This window comes from Pseudonocardia sp. NPDC046786 (assembly GCF_040645415.1).
GTDB lineage: Bacteria > Actinomycetota > Actinomycetes > Mycobacteriales > Pseudonocardiaceae > Pseudonocardia > Pseudonocardia kongjuensis.
Window position 1 is genome coordinate 137,848 of sequence record NZ_JBEYYF010000002.1, and the last position, 18,345, is coordinate 156,192.

An 18,345-nucleotide genomic window follows, 5' to 3' on the forward strand; every position below is an offset into this window, starting at 1 on the left:
GCCGCGGTGCCGACCGCTGAGCTGCCCGGCGCCGCGCTGCCCTACGAGATCACCGGCCCGCCGGACGGTGAACCGCTCGTCATGGTCATGGGCACCGGCGCCTCCGGCCGGGCCTGGCACCTGCACCAGGTCCCCGCGCTGGTCGCGGCCGGGTTCCGGACGATCACGTTCGACGCCCGCGGGGTCGCCGCCACGGCACCCTGCCCCGGCGGGATCACGATCGAGGAGATGGTCGGCGACGTCGCCGGCCTGATCGGGATCCTCGGCACCGGACCGGCGCACGTGGTCGGCACCTCGCTCGGCGCCCGGGTCACCCAGGAGCTGGCCCTGACCCGCCCGGAACTGGTCCGCTCCGCGGTCGCACTGGCCGCGCACGCCCGGCTCGACCCGGTGCAGCGCGCCCACACCGAGGGCGAGATCGCGCTGATCGACTCCGGCGTCGAGCTGCCCGCCCGGTACCGGGCCGCGATCGACGCGGTGCTGAACCTGGCACCGGCCACGCTGGCCGACACCCGGACCGCGAACGACTGGCTCGACGTCCTGGAGTTCGCGGCCGGGCGCTCCGGGCCGGGGCTGCGCGCCCAGCTCGCGGTGTCCGGGGCGCTGGGCGACCGCCGCGACGCCTACCGGGACATCCGGGTGCCGCTGCTGGTGGTCGGGTTCGCGCAGGACCGGGTGATCCCGCCCGCGCTCAGCCGGGAGGTCGCCGACGCCGTCCCGGGCGCGGACTACGCCGAGATCGCCGACGCGGGGCACTACGGCTACCTGGAACGGCCCGAGCAGGTGAACCGGCTGATCGTGGACTTCCTGCTGTCCAACCGGAGGAGAGTGCAGTGCGCGTCGTCGCGTTCGGATACATGACCTGGGGGCGCCGGACGATCGAGGCGGTGCTCGACGCCGGTCACGAGATCCCGCTGATCGTCACCCACCCGGACCGGGACAACCCGTACGAGAAGATCTTCAACGAGTCGGTGGCCGAGCTCGCCACGGAACGCGGGATCCCGCTGCTCGTCCGGCACCGCGCCGACGACGACGAGATCCGGGAGGCCGTCCGGGCCGCCGAACCGGACGTCGCCGTCGTCTCGAACTGGCGGACCCGGCTGGCCCCGGAGCTGTTCACGATCCCGCGGCTCGGCACGCTCAACGTGCACGACGCGCTGCTGCCCGCCTACGCCGGTTTCGCGCCGCTCAACTGGGCGCTGATCAACGACGAGGCCGAGGTCGGCGTCACCGCGCACCTGATGGACGCCGACTTCGACGCCGGCGACGTCGTGCTCAGCAGGTCCACCCCGATCACCGACGACGACACCGTCGTCGACCTGTTCGACCGCACCCTGGCGATGTTCGGCCCGATCACCGTCGAGGCACTGGAGCAGCTGCGGACCGGGACCGCGCGCCCGGTGCCGCAGGACCGGTCCGCGGCGTCGTACTTCCACCGGCGCACCGACCGCGAGAACCGGCTGGACTGGACCTGGCCGGCGCGCGACCTGTTCAACCTGGTGCGGGCCCAGGTCGATCCGTACCCGAACGCCTGGTTCGAGCACGAGGGCAGCCGGATCCGGGTGCTGCGGGCCCGGGTCACCGACACCGCCTACGGCGGGACCCCCGGCCGGCTCACCCTGCACGAGGGGGCCGGCGTGGTCGTCGTGACCGGCCCGGACGCCCGCCGCGGCCGCAATCCCGGACTCTGCCTGGAGCTGCTGCGCACCGCGGACGGCCGGGAGCTGACCGGCCGCGACCTGTTCCCGGTTGCCACCGGCTACCTGGACTGATCCCGCACCAGCAGCACCGCGTCCTTGTGCGGCAGCGCGATCTGCTCGACCGGCCGGAATCCGGCCCGCCGGAACGCCCGCTGCGCCGCGGCGTTGCGGGCGTCCGGCTCGGCCAGCACCCGCGCACCCGGGCCGGCGGCGGCGAGCAGCGCCCCGGCGACCGCGGCGAGCAGCGCGGCGCCGACCCCCCGGCCGTGCTCGCCGGGGGCGACCGCCAGGTGCACGCCGACGTCGCCCGGCGCGGCCGGGAACGAGCGCGCCAGCGGATGCCGCGCGGGGCGGTACAGCTCCAGGTAGCCGACCGGCCCGGCACCCGGGTCGCCGGTGCGCCCGGCGAGCAGTGCCACGGTCCCGCTCCCCGGGCCGTGCCCGGCCAGCTCGCGGGCCCACCGCTCGTCCGGCCACGGCTGGCCGAAGAACCGGGACACCGACGGCGTGCGCATCCATCCGGCGACCAGCCGGACGTCGTCGGGCCGGGGCAGCGCCGGGCGCAGCGTGAACTCCCCACAGCGGACCGGCACCGGCGGATCGGCGGGCGCTGCGCCGACGGCGGGTGCCAGCGGGTTCGGGATCCGGTGCCAGGGCATCGGGTGCAGCTCCGGGCGTCGCCACAGGTGCGGCTCGGTGAGCCAGCGGTCCAGCAGGTCGCGGACCGGGCCGCCGGGCTCGCGGTCCCGCGCGGCCGTGAGCCCGCGGACCAGCCCGGCCAGGCCGTCCGGCCCGGCCCCGGTGTGCCGCCCCGGCCCGGCTCCGGTGGCCCGTCCCGGCCCGTTCCCGGCGGCCGGGAGCAGCTCACGGACCAGCACCGCATCGGTGAGGACGGCGTCCGGCACCGCACCGGCCGCGCCGCGCAACCGGGCCACCGCCGCGTCGACCGCGCCGCGAGGTCCTCCGTCCAGCCCGGCCGCGGTCCCTGCCGAGGCACCGCGCGCCCCGGCGCCGCCGGACACCCGGGCGCTACCGGCGCTGCCGCACACCCCGGCGCTACCGGCGCTGCCGCACACCCCGGCGCTACCGGCGCTACCGCACACCCCGGCGCCAGCGGCCCCGTCGGACTCCCGGGCGCTGCCGGCCCCGCCGGACCCCCGGGCGTCGCGCCCGCCCGCCGTCGCACATCCGTCGGGTGCCGCGCCGCCCACCACCCCACCCGCCCAGCGGTCGGTCAGCTCGGCACGCAGCACCGCCGCCAGCTCGGCCGGATCGGGCGCGCGGTCCAGGTGCCCCATCGTGTCGCCGAGCGCGATCCGCACCGGCCGGCCGAGCCCGGCGGGCGACACCTCCGTCACCTCGCACAGCAGCGACAGCCCCACCGCGGGCAGCGGGACCAGCAGCGGCCCCGGCTCCGGCCGGGCGCCGGTGTCCAGCAGCAGCGCGCTGACCAGCCGGTGCCGCTCCCGGTCGACCGGATCGCTCATGTCCGGGCCGGTCCACCGGAGATCCTGCACGCCACCAGGTGAGGTTAGCCCACCCTATGTCCGGATCCGATCGTCGCGGCCGCAGGATTCGGATCCCGTCTGGCGGGTAGGGCATCTCCGACCGCCACGACGAACCGCCCGGCCGTGCCCCCGGCCCGGGCCCGGAGGTGCACCGATGACGAAGCGGACCGACGAGTTCACCGAGGATGATCTCGATCGCCGGCCCGCCGAGGACACGGCGGGCGGACCGACCGCGGTAGCCGTGTCCATGCGGCGCTCGCTGGAGCACATGGGCCCGGTCCGGACCGCCCGGACCCTGCTCGACCTGAACCAGGCCGACGGGTTCGACTGCATGAGCTGCGCCTGGCCCGATCCTGACCCGGGGGAGCGGGCGACCGCCGAGTTCTGCGAGAACGGCGCCAAGGCCGTCGCCGAGGAGGCCACCAAGGCCCGCGCGACCCCGGAGTTCTTCGCCGGGCACAGCGTCGCCGAGCTCGACGCGCACTCCGAGTGGTGGCTCGGCCGGCAGGGCCGGATCACCCACCCGATGGTCCGCCGTCCGGACGCCACCCACTACGAGCCGATCGAGTGGGACGAGGCGTTCCGGCTGATCGCGAGCGAGCTCGACGGCCTGGAGTCGCCGGACGACGCGACGTTCTACACCTCCGGCCGCGCCTCGAACGAGGCCGCGTTCGCCTACCAGCTCTTCGTCCGGGCGTTCGGCACGAACAACCTCCCCGACTGCTCGAACATGTGCCACGAGTCGACGTCGATCGCGTTGCAGGAGTCCATCGGCATCGGCAAGGCCAGCGTCACGCTGCCCGACCTCGTCGGCGCCGAGCTCATCGTGATCGCCGGCCAGAACCCGGGCACGAACCACCCGCGGATGCTCACCCAGCTCGAGCACGCGAAGCAGAACGGCGCGACGATCCTCACGATCAACCCGCTGCGCGAGGCGGGCCTGAACCGCTTCAAGAACCCGCAGACGCCGCGCGGGGTCGTCGGCAACGGCACCCAGCTCTCCGACATGCACCTGCCGATCCGGGTGAACGGCGACATCGCCCTGTTCCAGGCGATCGGCTCGCTGCTCGTCGAGTGGGACGCGCTGGACCACCCCTTCCTGGAGCGGTACACGCACGGCTTCGAGCAGTGGCGCGAGCACGTCGCCGACCTCGACTGGGACGTCGTCACCGACGCGACCGGGCTGACCCGCGCGCAGATCACCGACGCCGCCGCGCTGCTGCGGGACTCCCGCAAGACGGTCTTCTGCTGGGCGATGGGCCTGACCCAGCACCGCAACGGCGTCGCCACTATCAAGGAGCTCGTCAACCTGGCGCTGGCCCAGGGCAACATCGGCAAGCCGGGTGCGGGCCTGTTCCCGGTGCGCGGCCACTCCAACGTGCAGGGCGACCGCACGATGGGAATCTGGGAGCGCGTCCCGCAGAGCTTCCTGGACTCGTTGGAGCGCGAGTTCGGCTTCGACCCACCCCGCGAGCACGGCTTCGACACCGTCGACAGCATCCGCGCGATGCGCGACGGCAAGGTGCAGGTCTTCGTCGGCCTCGGCGGGAACTTCCTGCAGGCCGCGCCGGACACCGACGTCACCGCCGCCGCCCTGCGCAACACCCTGCTCAGCGTGCAGATCTCGACCAAGCTCAATCGCTCGCACCTGGTCGGCGGGCGCACCGCGCTGATCCTGCCCACCCTCGGGCGGACCGAGAAGGACGTCCAGGAGTCCGGGGCCCAGTTCGTCACCGTCGAGGACTCCACCTGCTCGGTGCACGGATCCCGCGGCCCGCTCAAGCCGGCGAGCCCGCACCTGCGGTCCGAGGTCGCGATCATCACCGGGATCGCCGAGGCCACCCTCGGCGACCGCTACGGCATCGACTGGGCCGGCATGCGCGCCGATTACCGGCGCATCCGCGACCACATCTCCCGGGTCGTCCCCGGCTGCGAGAGCTATGAGGTCAACGCCCGCCGCCCCGGCGGCTTCATCCTGCCGCACCCGCCGCGCGACTCCCGCACCTTCGACACCGCCTCGGGCCGCGGCGAGTTCGAGGTGTCGCCGATCGACGTCGTGCAGGCACCCGACGGGCACCTGCTGCTGCAGACGCTGCGCAGCCACGACCAGTTCAACACCACCATCTACGGCTACTCGGACCGCTACCGCGGCATCGAGGGCGGCCGGCACGTGGTGTTCGCCCACCGCGAGGACATCGCGAACCTCGGCTTCTCCGACGGCGACCGGGTCGATCTGGTCACCCGCTGGGAGGGCGACGAGCACGTCCGCTGCGCGCGGGGCTTCCGGCTGGTCGCCTACGACGTGCCGCGGGGCACCGCCGCCGCCTACTACCCGGAGACGAACCCGCTGGTCCCGCTGGACGCGACCGCGCGCAAGAGCAACCAACCGGCGTCGAAGTCGGTGGTGGTCCGGCCGACCGTCGCCGGTGAGGTCGACTGCGACCCGTCGGGCGCGCAGGGCGCCGTCGGCGGGGACTGGCTGCACAAGTCCGATCCCGAGCCGACGCACCTGTCCTGATCGGGCGGGTGCGCATCCCGTCGCCCCGGTACGCACCCGCCGCAGCAGGTGCGCACCGCGGACACGGGGTGCGCACCGCGGCGGCGGCCCTTCGGCACCGTCGCGTGGCCGGTGCGTCGCCCGCGCAGCGCCGCAAACGGGCACCAACGAGATCGGCCCCACCCTGCTTCAGCAGGTGAGGGGCCGATTGTCGCTGTGGGCACCGGGGTGCCCCCGGCAGGATTCGAACCTGCGCTCCCGCCTCCGGAGGGCGGTGCTCTATCCCCTGAGCTACGGGGGCCGTGCAACGTGCAGAACACTACCCCACCCCCCGGACGCCCGGCCGCGGGGGTGCCCGCCGGGCCGGGGCCCGGGGACCGCCTGCCCACCGGAGGCCACGCGCGGTCACCTCCTAGAATCGTGCCGGTGAATCCCGACGTGCTCGCCGACCTGGTCCGTGACGTCGCGCGGGACGTGCTGACCCGACGTGGCCTGGACGTCTCGGCGCTGCCCGCCGACGGGGGTGTCGAGCGGCCCCGCAATCCCGAGCACGGCGACTACGCCACCAACATCGCGCTGCGCACCGCGAAGAAGGCCGGCGTGAACCCGCGCGAGCTCGCCGGCTGGCTGGCCGAGGAGCTGACCACCCGGGACGGCATCGCGAGCGCCGAGATCGCCGGGCCCGGGTTCATCAACCTGCGGCTCGCCGCCGACGCGCAGGGCGCGATCGTCGGTGAGGTGCTCGCCGCGGGCCCGGCGTACGGCACCGGCGACGAGCTCGCCGGCCGCAACGTGAACCTGGAGTTCGTGTCCGCCAACCCGACCGGTCCGCTGCACCTGGGCGGCGCCCGGTGGGCGGCGGTCGGCGACGCACTCGGCCGGGTGCTGTCCGCGCGCGGCGCAAAGGTCACCCGGGAGTACTACTTCAACGACGCCGGGGCGCAGATCGACCGGTTCGTCGCCTCCCTGGTCGCCGCGGCGCAGGGCGAGCCGGCCCCGGAGAACGGCTACGGCGGCGCCTACGTCGGGGAGATCGCGCAGCGGGTCCTCGCCGCCGAGCCGGGCGTGCTGGAGCTGGAGCCGCAGCGCCGGGACGAGACGTTCCGCCGGGTCGGCGTGGGGTTCATGTTCACCGAGATCAAGGAACGGCTGGCCGACTTCGGCACCGAGTTCGACGTCTGGTTCCACGAGCAGTCGCTGCACGAGTCCGGGGCCGTCGAGGCCGCGGTGGCCGCGCTCAAGGAGAACGGCTCGCTCTACGAGGCCGACGGCGCCTGGTGGCTGCGTTCCACCGACCAGGGCGACGACAAGGACCGGGTGGTGATCAAGTCCGACGGCCGCCCCGCCTACATCGCGGGCGACATCGCCTACCTGCGGGACAAACGGGCCCGCGGCTTCGACCTGTGCATCTACATGCTCGGCGCGGACCACCACGGCTACGTGGCCCGGCTCAAGGCGGCCGCGGCCGCCTTCGGCGACGACCCGGCCGTGGTCGAGGTGCTGATCGGGCAGCTGGTGAACCTGGTCAGGGACGGCAAGCCGGTCCGGATGAGCAAGCGCGCCGGCACCGTCGTCACGATGGACGACCTGGTCGACGCGGTCGGTGTCGACGCGGCCCGGTACTCGCTGATCCGTTCGTCGGTGGACTCGGCGCTGGACATCGATCTCGACCTGCTGGCCAGCCGCACCAACGAGAACCCGGTCTTCTACGTGCAGTACGCGCACGCCCGGCTGGCGTCGCTGGCCCGCGGCGCCGCCGATCTCGGCATCGACCAGGGCGACGGCTTCGGCCTGCTCGAGCACCCCCGCGAGGGCGACCTGATCCGCACCCTCGGCGAGTTCGGTGAGGTCGTCCGTTCCGCCGCGGAGCTGCGCGAGCCGCACCGGGTCGCCCGCTACCTCGAGCAGCTGGCCGGGGCGTACCACAAGTTCTACGACTCCTGCCGCGTCCTGCCCCAGGGCGACGAGGACGTCACCGACCTGCACCGGGCCCGGCTGGCGCTGTGCGCCGCCACCCGCCAGGTGCTCGCCGCCGGCCTCGGCCTGCTCGGCGTGAGCGCGCCGGAACGGATGTAGTGCGATGAGAGCCCACCCCGCAGGCCCGATGCACGCCGGCCTCACCCCCGCGCCCGAGTCCGCCGGGCCGCGTCCCGGGTCGGCCGCGGAGCTGGACCACCTGGCCCCCGCCGTCTGGCCGCGCAACGCCGAGCGTGGCGCGGACGGCGCGCTGACCGTCGCCGGTGCCGACGTCCGCGATCTCGCCCGGGAGCACGGCACCCCGCTGTTCGTGCTCGACGAGGACGACTTCCGGTCCCGCTGCGCCGAGTTCGCCGCCGCGTTCGGGGCCGGGTCGGTGCACTACGCCGCCAAGGCGTTTCTGTGCACCGAGGTCGCCCGCTGGGTCGCGCAGGAGGGCCTGTCGCTGGACGTCTGCTCCGGCGGCGAGCTCGCCGTGGCCCTGCGCGCGGAGTTCCCGCCGGAGCGGATCGCGTTGCACGGCAACAACAAGTCCACCGACGAGCTGATCGCGGCCGTCGACGCCGGGGTCGGCGGGATCGTGCTGGACAGCTTCGACGAGATCGCCCGGCTGGCCGCCGTCGCCGCCGAGCGGGGCCGCACCGCCCGGGTGCTGATCCGGCTCACCGTCGGCGTCGAGGCGCACACCCACGAGTACATCGCGACCGCGCACGAGGACCAGAAGTTCGGCTTCTCCATCGCCGGTGGCGCCGGTTCCGACGGGAAGGACTCCGCCGCGCTGGAGGCTGCCCGCCGGGTGATCGGCTCCCGGCACCTGGAGCTGGTCGGGCTGCACTCGCACATCGGCAGTCAGATCTTCGAGACCGAGGGCTTCGAGGCGGCCGCCCGCCGGGTCGTGAAGGTTCTCGCCGACCTGCACACCGAGCACGGCGCGGACAACCTCGCCGCGCTGCGCACGCTGGACCTGGGCGGCGGCATCGGCATCGCCTACCGCCCGGCCGACACGCCGCTGTCGATGCCCGCGCTGGCCGAGGAGCTGCGCTCGATCGTCAAGCGGGAGTGCGCCGCCGCCGGGCTGGACGTCCCGGGCATCGCCGTCGAGCCCGGCCGGGCGATCGCCGGGCCCGGCACCGTCACCCTCTACGAGGTCGGGACGATCAAGGACGTGCCGCTCGGCGGCTACACCCGCCGCTACGTCAGCGTCGACGGCGGGATGAGCGACAACATCCGCACCGCGCTCTACGACGCCGAGTACGACGTCCGGCTGGTGTCCCGCTCGTCGGAGCGCGACAGCATCCCCGACGGCGACGAGCCGGTGCTGTCGCGGGTGGTCGGCAAGCACTGCGAATCCGGCGACATCGTCGTCCGCGACTGCTGGCTGCCCGCCGATCTCGCGCCGGGCGACCTGCTGGCCGTCGCCGCGACCGGCGCGTACTGCTACACCATGGCGTCCGGGTACAACCGGCTGCCGCGGCCCGCCGTCGTCGCGGTGCGCGAGGGCGCCGACCGGACACTGCTGCGCCGCGAGACACTGGAGGACCAGTTCCGGTTCGAGGTGTGAGCACCCGGGCGTGAGAACGGCCACCCGGCGTGTCCGGGACCGGCCTGACCAGGAATGATCGGCGCCCGCTGGAGCGGGTGCGGTACGCGAGGAGGGTTTGTGGCGAGGGGTGAGAGCGGGGCCGTCCGGGTCGCGTTGCTGGGCTGCGGCACCGTCGGCACCGAGGTGGTCCGGCTGATCACCGACCAGGCCGCTGACCTGACCGCGCGGGTCGGGACCCCGGTCGAGCTGGTCGGCGTCGCCGTCCGCAGGCCGCACCGGCACCCGTGGCTGGCCGAGAACTTCGGTCACCTGGTCACGACCGACGCGGGCGCCCTCGTCGCGCGCGACGACGTCGACGTCGTCGTCGAGGTGATCGGCGGCATCGAGCCGGTCCGCGGCTGGCTGCTGGAGGCGCTGAAGGCGGGCAAGTCGGTGGTCACCGCGAACAAGGCGCTGCTCGCCGAGGACGGCCCGACGCTGGCCGAGGCGGCCGACGCGTCCGGCGCCGATCTCTACTTCGAGGCCGCCGTCGCCGGGGCGATCCCGCTGCTGCGCCCGCTGCGCGAATCGCTGGCCGGGGACCGGATCACCCGGGTCGCCGGGATCGTCAACGGCACCTCGAACTTCATCCTGTCCGCGATGGCCTCCGGCGGCACCTCCTACGGCGACGCGCTGGAGGAGGCCACCCGGCTCGGCTACGCCGAGGCCGACCCGAGCGCCGACGTCGACGGCTACGACGCCGCGTCCAAGGCCGCGATCCTGGCGACGCTCGCCTTCCACACCCGGATCACCGCCTCCGACGTGCACCGCGAGGGGATGCGCGGGGTCAGCTCCGCCGACGTCGCCGCGGCGCGCCGGCTCGGCTGCACGATCAAGCTGCTGGCCATCTGCGAGCGGGTCGTCGACGAGGCCGGGACGGAGTCCGTCTCCGCCCGCGTCTACCCGGCGATGGTGCCCGACTCGCACCCGCTGGCCCGGGTCGACGGTGCGTTCAACGCGGTGTTCGTCGAGGCCGAGGCGGCCGGCCAGCTGATGTTCTACGGCCAGGGCGCCGGCGGCGCGCCGACCGCGTCGGCGGTGCTCGGCGACCTGGTCGCGGTGGCCCGCAACCGGGTCGGCGGCGGCCGCGGCCCGCGCGAGTCCGCGTACGCCAGCCTGCCGGTGCGGGCGATCGGCGAGGTCCCGACCCGCTACCACGTCGATCTCGAGGTCGCCGACCGCGAGGGCGTGCTGGCCGCGATCGCCGGAGAGTTCGCCCGCCAGGGCGTCTCGATCGCCGCGGTGCGCCAGACCGGCGGGATCAACGGCTCGATCGACAGCACCGCGCGCGCCGACGACGCCGGGCCCGGGCCGGCCCGGCTGACCGTCGTCACGCACTCGGCGCGCGAGGCGGCACTGTCCGCGACGGTCGCCGCGCTCGCCGATCTCGACCACGTGATCGGCGTGGTCGGGGTGCTCCGGGTGGAGGGCCTGGGCCGCGCGGTCAGCGCGCTGGGCATGGGCGAGTGACGGTGCGGACCCAGAACACGGTGCGATCCGGCTGTTGCCGGCCGAACAGGGGAGGCGACCGGCGATGACCGGCAGCGTGCACAACGTCCGGGGCCCGGCCGCCGGCGGCCCGACCCCGGCGGTCCAGGCGACCGGCGCGGTGGCGCCCCCGCCGCCCGGGCACTGGCCCGGCGTCGTCGAGGCGTACCGGGACCGGATGCCGGTGCAGCCGGACTGGACCGTCGTCACCCTCGGCGAGGGCGGGACGCCGCTGCTGCCCGCCCCGCGGCTGTCCGAGCGGACCGGCTGCCAGGTGTTCCTCAAGGTCGACGGCGCCAACCCGACCGGCTCGTTCAAGGACCGCGGGATGACGATGGCGGTCACCGCAGCGCTCGCCGACGGCAAACAGAGCGTGCTCTGCGCCTCCACCGGCAACACCTCGGCGTCGGCTGCCGCGTACGCGACCCGGGCCGGGATGACCTGCGCGGTGCTGGTCCCGCGCGGCAAGATCGCGCTCGGCAAGCTGGCCCAGGCGGTCGCGCACGGCGCCCGGATCCTGCAGATCGACGGCAACTTCGACGACTGCCTGGAGCTGGCCCGCAAGACGACGGCCGATTACCCGGCGATCGCGCTGGTCAACTCGGTGAACCCGACCCGGATCGCCGGCCAGGCGTCCGCCGCCTACGAGATCTGCGACCAGCTCGGGCAGGCCCCGGACATCCACTGCCTGCCGGTCGGCAACGCTGGCAACATCACCGCGTACTGGAAGGGCTACCGCGGCTACCACTCCGACGGGCTGATCTCGGAGCTGCCGCGGATGTTCGGCTACCAGGCGGCCGGCGCCGCGCCGCTGGTGCACGGCGCCCCGGTGAAGGAGCCGGAGACGGTGGCGACCGCGATCCGGATCGGCGCGCCGGCGTCCTGGCGCGGCGCGACCACCGCCCGCGACGAGTCGAACGGCCGGTTCGCCGCCGTCACCGACGACGAGATCCTGGCCGCCTACCGGCTGCTGTCCGCCGAGGAGGCGGTGTTCGTCGAGCCGGCATCCGCGGCGAGCGTCGCCGGCCTGCTGCAGTCCAGCGCGGACGGCACGCTGCCGAAGGGGTCGCTGGTGGTCTGCACGGTGACCGGGCACGGCCTGAAGGACCCGGACTCGGCGCTGCTCACCGCGCCCGATCCGGAGATCGTGCCGATCGACCCGGGGGCGGTCGCCGCAGCCCTTGAGCTGGCCTGATGGGTCGCCCGACACGGGTCAGGGTCCGGGTGCCGGGATCGACCGCGAACCTCGGGCCCGGCTTCGACTCGCTCGGGATGGCGCTCGGGCTCTACGACGAGATCGAGGTCGAGACGTTCGACACGCCCGGCCTGTTCGTCGACGTCGCGGGGGAGGGCTCCCGGCACGTCCCGCGGGACGAGCGGCATCTGGTCCTGCGCGCGATGCGCCAGGCGTTCGACCTGTTCGGCGGGTCCGACCCGGCAGCGGCCCCGGCCGGCCTGCGGCTGCGCTGCACGAACGCGATCCCGCACTCGCGCGGGCTGGGCAGCTCGGCGGCCGCCGCGGTCGCCGGCGTCACCGCCGCGGCCGTGCTCTGCGGGCGGGACGCGGCGCTGGAGCGCGACGCGCTGCTGCAGCTCTCGGCCGGGATGGAGGGCCACGCGGACAACGCGGCGGCCAGCCTGATGGGTGGTTTCGTCGTCGCCTGGGAGTCCTCCGGCGCGGCCCGCCGGTTCCACGCCGAGAAGCTGGACGTGCACCCGGACGTGCACCCGGTCGCGTTCGTCGCGGGCACCGAGTCGTCCACGAAGACCACCCGCGGCCTGCTGCCGGAGACCGTCCCGCTGGCCGACGCGGCGTTCACCGGCAGCCGGTGCGCGCTCGCGGTGCTGGCGATGACCCGGCGCCCCGATCTGCTGCTGGACGCGACCGAGGACCGGCTGCACCAGCCCTATCGGCGGGCCGCGTACCCGGCGTCGTTGCAGCTGGTCGAGGACCTGCGCCGGCACGGCGTGCCGGCGGCGATCTCCGGGGCCGGGCCGACGGTGCTGGCGCTGACCTCGGACGGATCGGTGCCCGACGCCGTCGCCACCGGCGGTTTCGCGGTGCTGCCGCTGCCGGTCGACACCGTCGGGGTCCGGGTCGACGTCTCCTGAGCAGCGGGAATGCGCCGGCCGCCCGGCTCGTTGAGACAGGTGGCGTGACGTACACGACCGCGATCGGCGGACTCGCCGGGTGGGGGTTGTTGCCGCCCGCGAGCGATACGTCTAGTCTCGGCGCTGTACGGCGATCCACGCGACATCCGCGTAGTCTGCAGCCGGGCCCGCTCGCCCGATCTCCTTTCTGACTGGACTCGGAATCCCGAACGGGCGGCCTGACACCCGCGACGTCGTCGTGGTGCTCCATTTTGTGAATGCTGCCGGTGCGGCTCACCCGCGCCGGTCAAGCGCGTGACATCCCCTGACCTGGACAGGACAACCGGGTCGGTCAGGAAGGAACTCTGTGAGCGAGACCGATCTCGCCGGAACCGGGACCGCATCGAACGAGGCGGCGCCCCGCCGTCGCGGCGGCCTGTCCGGCATGGTGCTGGCGGAACTGCGTCAGCTGGCCACCGAGCTGAACGTCCCGGACATCTCCGGCATGCGTAAGGGCGACCTGATCGCGGCCATCAAGGAGCGTCAGGGCGGTGCCGCGACCCCGGCCCGGAAGTCGAAGGCCAAGCCTGCGGCGACCGGGTCCGACGGTGCCGACGCCCCCCAGCTCCCCCTGGGCGACACCGCGGCGGCCCCCGAGCCGGCCGCTAAGGCCGCCGCCGAGGCCGACGCCGCGCCTGCGGCCGAGCCCGCTGCGGGGCCCGCCTCGAACGGTGCCGCCGAGCAGGCCGAGGCACCCGCGCCGCGTACCCGCCGCCGTCGCGCGGCGACCCGGCCGGCCGGTGCCCCGGAGTCGGCCGCCGAGCCGGCCGCCGCGGAGCAGGCCGGCACCCCGGCCGCGGCCGCGGAGTCGCCCGCCGCGGCGGCGGTCGCGGAGCTGACCCCGGCCGCCCCGGCCGAGGCCCCCGCGAAGCCGGAGCCGTCCGGGGAGGACCGCAAGGCCGACCGCAACGACGACGGGCAGGAGGGCGGCGGCCGCCGGTCCCGCACCCGTCGTCGCGGTGGCCAGGGCGACGACGCACCCGCCCAACGCGACGCAGGTCAGAAGGACGCCCAGCCGGACTCCGGCGACGACTCCCGCGACGGCGGCCGGGGTGGCCGCAACCGGGACAACGACGGCGGCGGCCGCGGCGGGCGCAACAACCGCAACGCCGACAACCGCGGTGACGGCCGGAACGAGGACGGGGGCCGCGGCGGCCGGAACAACCCGGGCCGCAACGGCGGCGGCAACTCCCAGAACCTGGGCAACGCCGCCAACGCCGGGAATGCGGCGAACGCCGGCGGCTACGACGACGACGATGACGACGGTGACGGCCGCGGCCGCCGCGGCCGCCGGTTCCGGGACCGCAGGCGCGGCCGGGACCGCGAGCGGGGGGGCGGTGGCGGCAACGTCGACACCGAGATCCGCGACGACGACGTGCTGCTGCCGGTCGCCGGGATCGTCGACATCCTCGACAATTACGCGTTCGTCCGGACTACCGGCTACCTGTCCGGCCCGACCGACGTGTACGTGTCGATGTCGATGGTGCGCAAGAACGGCCTGCGCCGCGGCGACGCGATCACCGGCGCCGTCCGCCAGCCCCGCGAGGGCGAGCAGCAGCGGCAGAAGTTCAACCCGCTGGTGCGGGTGGACACGATCAACGGCCGGGATCCGGAGTCCGCCCGCAACCGGCCCGAGTTCACCAAGCTGACCCCGCTCTACCCGAACGAGCGGCTCCGCCTGGAGACCGACCCGACCCAGCTGACCACCCGGGTCATCGACCTGGTCATGCCGGTCGGCAAGGGGCAGCGCGCGCTGATCGTCTCCCCGCCGAAGGCCGGCAAGACCACGGTCATGCAGGCCATCGCGAACGCGATCACCACGAACAACCCCGAGTGCCACCTCATGGTCGTCCTGGTCGACGAGCGGCCGGAGGAGGTCACCGACATGCAGCGGTCGGTGAAGGGCGAGGTCATCGCCTCCACCTTCGACCGCCCGCCGTCGGACCACACCACGGTCGCGGAGCTCTCGATCGAGCGCGCCAAGCGCCTCGTCGAGATGGGCCACGACGTGGTCGTCCTGCTGGACAACATCACCCGCCTCGGCCGTGCCTACAACCTGGCCGCGCCGGCGTCCGGCCGGATCCTCTCCGGCGGTGTCGACTCGACCGCGCTGTACCCGCCGAAGCGGTTCCTCGGCGCGGCCCGCAACATCGAGGACGGCGGCTCGCTGACGATCTTCGCCACGGCGCTGGTGGAGACCGGGTCCACGATGGACACGGTGATCTTCGAGGAGTTCAAGGGCACCGGCAACGCCGAGCTCAAGCTCGACCGCAAGATCGCCGACAAGCGCGTCTTCCCGGCGATCGACGTGGGCGACAGCAGCACCCGCAAGGAAGAGCTGCTGATGTCGCCGGACGAGCACGCCGTCATGGTGAAGCTCCGCCGCGTCCTCGCCGCGCTGGACGACCAGCAGGCGATCGACCTGGTGCTCGACCGGCTGAAGAAGACCAAGACCAACATCGAGTTCCTGATGCAGGTCGCCAAGAACACCCCCGGCAAGGACGACGACTGACGCCCTCGGGCCCCGGTGGGAATTCCGCCGGGGCCCGGGTGGTTGAATGGCACGTCAGCTTCCCGGCTCCGGTTCACCCTGCGGAAGCAGGGACCCGGCGGCCACCGAGAGGAGATCCCATGCGCGAGGGCGTTCACCCTCAGTACGTCGACACCCAGGTCACCTGTGGTTGCGGCAACCAGTTCACCACCCGCAGCACGAAGCCGAACGGTGCGATCACCGTCGAGGTCTGCTCGGCCTGCCACCCGTTCTACACGGGCAAGCAGAAGATCCTGGACTCCGGCGGCCGCGTGGCCCGCTTCGAGGCCCGTTACGGGAAGCGTCAGCGCGCCAACCAGTAGCCACCGTCACGGCGCCCGTCCCTTCGCCCCGCGCGAGGAGGCGGGCGCCGTTTCGCGTTCCCAGCCCGCTCCCGCGACGGAGGACCTGATGACCAGCCAGTCGGTCGACGCGCTGCTCGACGAGCACGCCGAGCTGGAGCAGCGCCTCGCCGACCCCGGCGTGCTCGCCGACCAGGCCCAGGCGCGCAAGCTCGGCCGCCGCTACGCCCAGCTCGGCCCGATCGTGACCACCGCGAACGAGCTGGCGCGGATCCGGGCCGACCGGGACGCCGCCCGCGAGCTCGCCGCCGAGGACCGGACGTTCGCCGCCGAGGCGGACACCCTCGACACCCGCGTCGTCGAGCTGGAGACGGCGCTGACCGAGCTGCTCGTGCCGCGCGACCCGCACGACTCCGACGACGTCCTGATGGAGGTCAAGTCCGGCGAGGGCGGCGAGGAGTCCGCGCTGTTCGCCGGGGATCTGGTCCGGATGTACACCCGGTACGCCGAATCCCGCGGCTGGAAGGTCGAGCTGCTCGGCGCCACGCCGTCGGACCTGGGCGGGTTCAAGGACGTGACGCTGTCGGTGCGCGGCCGGGACCCTGCCGACGGGGTCTGGGCGTCGCTGAAGTTCGAGGGCGGCGTGCACCGCGTGCAGCGGGTCCCGGTCACCGAGTCGCAGGGCCGCATCCACACCTCCGCGGCCGGTGTCCTGGTGTTCCCCGACACCGACGAGACGCCGGACGTCGAGATCGACGAGAAGGACATCCGGGTCGACGTGTACCGCGCCTCCGGGCACGGCGGGCAGAGCGTCAACACCACCGACTCCGCCGTCCGGATCACCCACCTGCCCACCGGCATCGTCGTGACCTGCCAGAACGAGCGTTCCCAGCTGCAGAACAAGGCGCGCGCGATGGACGTGCTGCGGGTCCGGCTGCAGGCGAAGGCGGAGGCGGAGGCGGCGGCCGCCGCCTCCGAGTCGAGGCGCTCGCAGGTCCGTACCGTCGACCGGTCGGAGCGGATCCGCACCTACAACTTCCCGGAGAACCGGATCTCCGACCACCGGGTCGGGTTCAAGGCGCACAACCTGTCCTCGGTCCTCGACGGGAACCTGGCCGACGTCGTCGCCGCCCTGGTGGCCGCGGAGCGCGCCGAGGCGATGGCCGGCGCCGCCGCCGGCGCCGGCCAGGGGGGAGACGGCGCGGCGTGATCGGTCCGGTCGTCCCCCGCCCGTGTGATCCCGCCGTCGCGTCGCGCCCCGGGCACGGCCACGACCCGGAGAATGGCACCGTGACCAGGGGACTCCGGTGAGCAGGCAGCCGCTGCGGGTGGCGATCGCGGAGGCCGAGCGGACACTGGCCGCCGCCGGGATCGCGTCCCCGCGGGTCGACGCCGAGCTGCTCGCCGCGCACGTCCTCGGCGCGCAGCGCTCGACGCTGCCGATGATCCCGCTGGTGGACCCGGACGTGGTGGCGGACCTGCAGGCCCTCGCGACCCGCCGCGCCACCCGGGAACCGTTGCAGCACATCCTCGGCACCGCCGTGCTCGGACCGGTCGAGGTGGCCGTCGGGCCGGGGGTGTTCACCCCGCGCCCGGAGACCGAGCTGCTCCTGGAGTGGGGCCTCGGGGCGCTGCGGGACGTGCGGCGCCCGGTGGTGCTCGACCTGTGCACCGGCTCCGGCGCGCTCGCGCTGGCCTTCGCGGTGTCCCGCCCGGACGCCGAGGTGCACGCGCTGGAGGCCGATCCGGCCGCGCTGTCCTGGACCCGGCGCAACCTCGACGCGCACGTCCGCGCCGGTGGGCGCCCGGTGACCCTGCACGTCGCCGACGTCCGCTGGCCGGACCTGCTGATCGAGCTCGAGGCCGGGGTGGACCTGGTCGTCTGCAACCCGCCCTACGTCCCCGACGGCACGCCGGTGCCGCCGGAGGTCGAGCGCTGGGACCCGCCCGGGGCGGTGTTCGGCGGGCCGGACGGCACCGAGATCATCCAGGCCGTGGTGCGCGGGGCCACCGGCTGGCTGCGGCACGGCGGGGCGCTGGCGATCGAGCACGACGACACCCACGCGGAGTCGGTGCCCGCGCTGCTGCGCCGGCGGCGGACCCTCGCCGACGTCACCGAGCACCACGACCTGAACGACCGGCCACGCTTCGTGACCGCCCGGCGCGTCCCGAGCCACTGAGCCGCCCGCCGCGCCCGCTCTGCCCCGCCCCGCTCTGCCGCCCCGCGCCCGCTCCGTTGCCCGGCCCCTCCGCGTCCGCGCTTGCCCTGCCCCGCCGCGCCCAGCCGGCCCCGCTGCGCCGGGCTCTGCCGCGCCGCGCCGCCTCACTCCGCCCCGCGGGTGAGGGCCCCGCTCCGAGTCGGAGCCTGTCACTCGTCGAGATGCGTATCAGCGCGATTTGTGGATCTTTCCGGCGCGCTGAGCTGCATCTCGGCGAGCAAGCGGGGCAGCCCGCCCCGCCTCGCCCCGCCCGGCCTGTTCTGCGGCGCTGCTCCGGTGCGCTCCCCGCATCGCCGCGCCGCGTCCTACGCCGCTCCGCGCCTTGCCCTTCGGCGCGGTGCCTCCTACCGCGCTGCGCTCTGCCCACCTGCGCCGCGTCCCCTGCCGCGCC

At 74.5% G+C, this 18,345-nt stretch carries 13 protein-coding genes and 1 tRNA gene; 12 read left to right on the forward strand and 2 right to left on the reverse strand.

Translation table 11 applies throughout. The features are described 5' to 3' along the window. Window positions 1-6: 6 nt before the first annotated feature. Both ABZ881_RS02615 and ABZ881_RS02620 read left to right on the forward strand, forming a co-directional pair. On the forward strand, window positions 7-861 hold the full coding sequence (locus ABZ881_RS02615; RefSeq protein ID WP_358481242.1) for an alpha/beta fold hydrolase: 855 nt from the start codon (window positions 7-9) through the stop codon (window positions 859-861). Further along, window positions 834-1,772 (forward strand): methionyl-tRNA formyltransferase, encoded by a 939-nt coding sequence (locus ABZ881_RS02620; RefSeq protein WP_358481244.1) that lies wholly within the window; start codon window positions 834-836, stop codon window positions 1,770-1,772. Before ABZ881_RS02615 ends, ABZ881_RS02620 begins: the two co-directional genes overlap by 28 nt. On the opposite strand, the gene ABZ881_RS02625 is transcribed toward ABZ881_RS02620, so the two are convergent. Then, a complete protein-coding gene (locus tag ABZ881_RS02625; RefSeq protein WP_358481246.1) occupies window positions 1,760-3,187 on the reverse strand; it encodes a GNAT family N-acetyltransferase in 1,428 nt (475 codons plus the stop codon). The two genes, ABZ881_RS02620 and ABZ881_RS02625, sit on opposite strands and share 13 nt — an antisense overlap. 175 nt (window positions 3,188-3,362) lie before the next feature. Between ABZ881_RS02625 and ABZ881_RS02630 the strand changes: the two genes are divergently transcribed. Then, window positions 3,363-5,726 carry an FdhF/YdeP family oxidoreductase gene (locus ABZ881_RS02630; protein WP_358481248.1) on the forward strand — a complete coding sequence of 788 codons (2,364 nt, stop codon included), beginning with the start codon at window positions 3,363-3,365 and terminating at the stop codon, window positions 5,724-5,726. 208 nt (window positions 5,727-5,934) lie between these two features. Here ABZ881_RS02630 and ABZ881_RS02635 read toward each other — a convergent pair. Continuing rightward, window positions 5,935-6,006 (reverse strand) — tRNA-Arg (locus tag ABZ881_RS02635). Between the two features lie 125 nt (window positions 6,007-6,131). Here ABZ881_RS02635 and argS point away from each other — a divergent pair. The 9 genes from argS to prmC all read left to right on the forward strand — a co-directional run bounded on the left by argS (window position 6,132) and on the right by prmC (window position 17,915). Further along, window positions 6,132-7,781, forward strand: coding sequence for an arginine--tRNA ligase (gene argS, locus ABZ881_RS02640; protein ID WP_358481250.1), 1,650 nt, complete (start codon window positions 6,132-6,134; stop codon window positions 7,779-7,781). Window positions 7,782-7,785: 4 nt separating this feature from the next. Beyond that, the gene (gene lysA / locus ABZ881_RS02645) at window positions 7,786-9,243 is read left to right on the forward strand and encodes a diaminopimelate decarboxylase (protein ID WP_358481251.1); all 1,458 of its coding nucleotides are present in this window, start codon (window positions 7,786-7,788) and stop codon (window positions 9,241-9,243) included. Window positions 9,244-9,342: 99 nt separating this feature from the next. After that, window positions 9,343-10,734, forward strand: coding sequence for a homoserine dehydrogenase (locus ABZ881_RS02650; protein ID WP_358481253.1), 1,392 nt, complete (start codon window positions 9,343-9,345; stop codon window positions 10,732-10,734). Between the two features lie 196 nt (window positions 10,735-10,930). After that, window positions 10,931-11,947 carry a threonine synthase gene (thrC, locus tag ABZ881_RS02655; protein WP_344024512.1) on the forward strand — a complete coding sequence of 339 codons (1,017 nt, stop codon included), beginning with the start codon at window positions 10,931-10,933 and terminating at the stop codon, window positions 11,945-11,947. Further along, on the forward strand, window positions 11,947-12,864 hold the full coding sequence (gene thrB, locus ABZ881_RS02660) for a homoserine kinase (RefSeq protein ID WP_358481254.1): 918 nt from the start codon (window positions 11,947-11,949) through the stop codon (window positions 12,862-12,864). Before thrC ends, thrB begins: the two co-directional genes overlap by 1 nt. Before the next feature lie 424 nt (window positions 12,865-13,288). Further along, complete coding sequence (gene rho / locus ABZ881_RS02665) at window positions 13,289-15,415, forward strand: transcription termination factor Rho (RefSeq protein ID WP_358481573.1); 2,127 nt, start codon at window positions 13,289-13,291, stop codon at window positions 15,413-15,415. Window positions 15,416-15,534: 119 nt separating this feature from the next. Beyond that, complete coding sequence (gene rpmE / locus ABZ881_RS02670; protein ID WP_358481256.1) at window positions 15,535-15,756, forward strand: 50S ribosomal protein L31; 222 nt, start codon at window positions 15,535-15,537, stop codon at window positions 15,754-15,756. 88 nt (window positions 15,757-15,844) lie between these two features. Further along, the gene (prfA, locus tag ABZ881_RS02675; protein ID WP_358481258.1) at window positions 15,845-16,945 is read left to right on the forward strand and encodes a peptide chain release factor 1; all 1,101 of its coding nucleotides are present in this window, start codon (window positions 15,845-15,847) and stop codon (window positions 16,943-16,945) included. Window positions 16,946-17,042: 97 nt separating this feature from the next. Further along, on the forward strand, window positions 17,043-17,915 hold the full coding sequence (gene prmC, locus ABZ881_RS02680; protein WP_358481260.1) for a peptide chain release factor N(5)-glutamine methyltransferase: 873 nt from the start codon (window positions 17,043-17,045) through the stop codon (window positions 17,913-17,915). Window positions 17,916-18,345 lie beyond the last annotated feature (430 nt).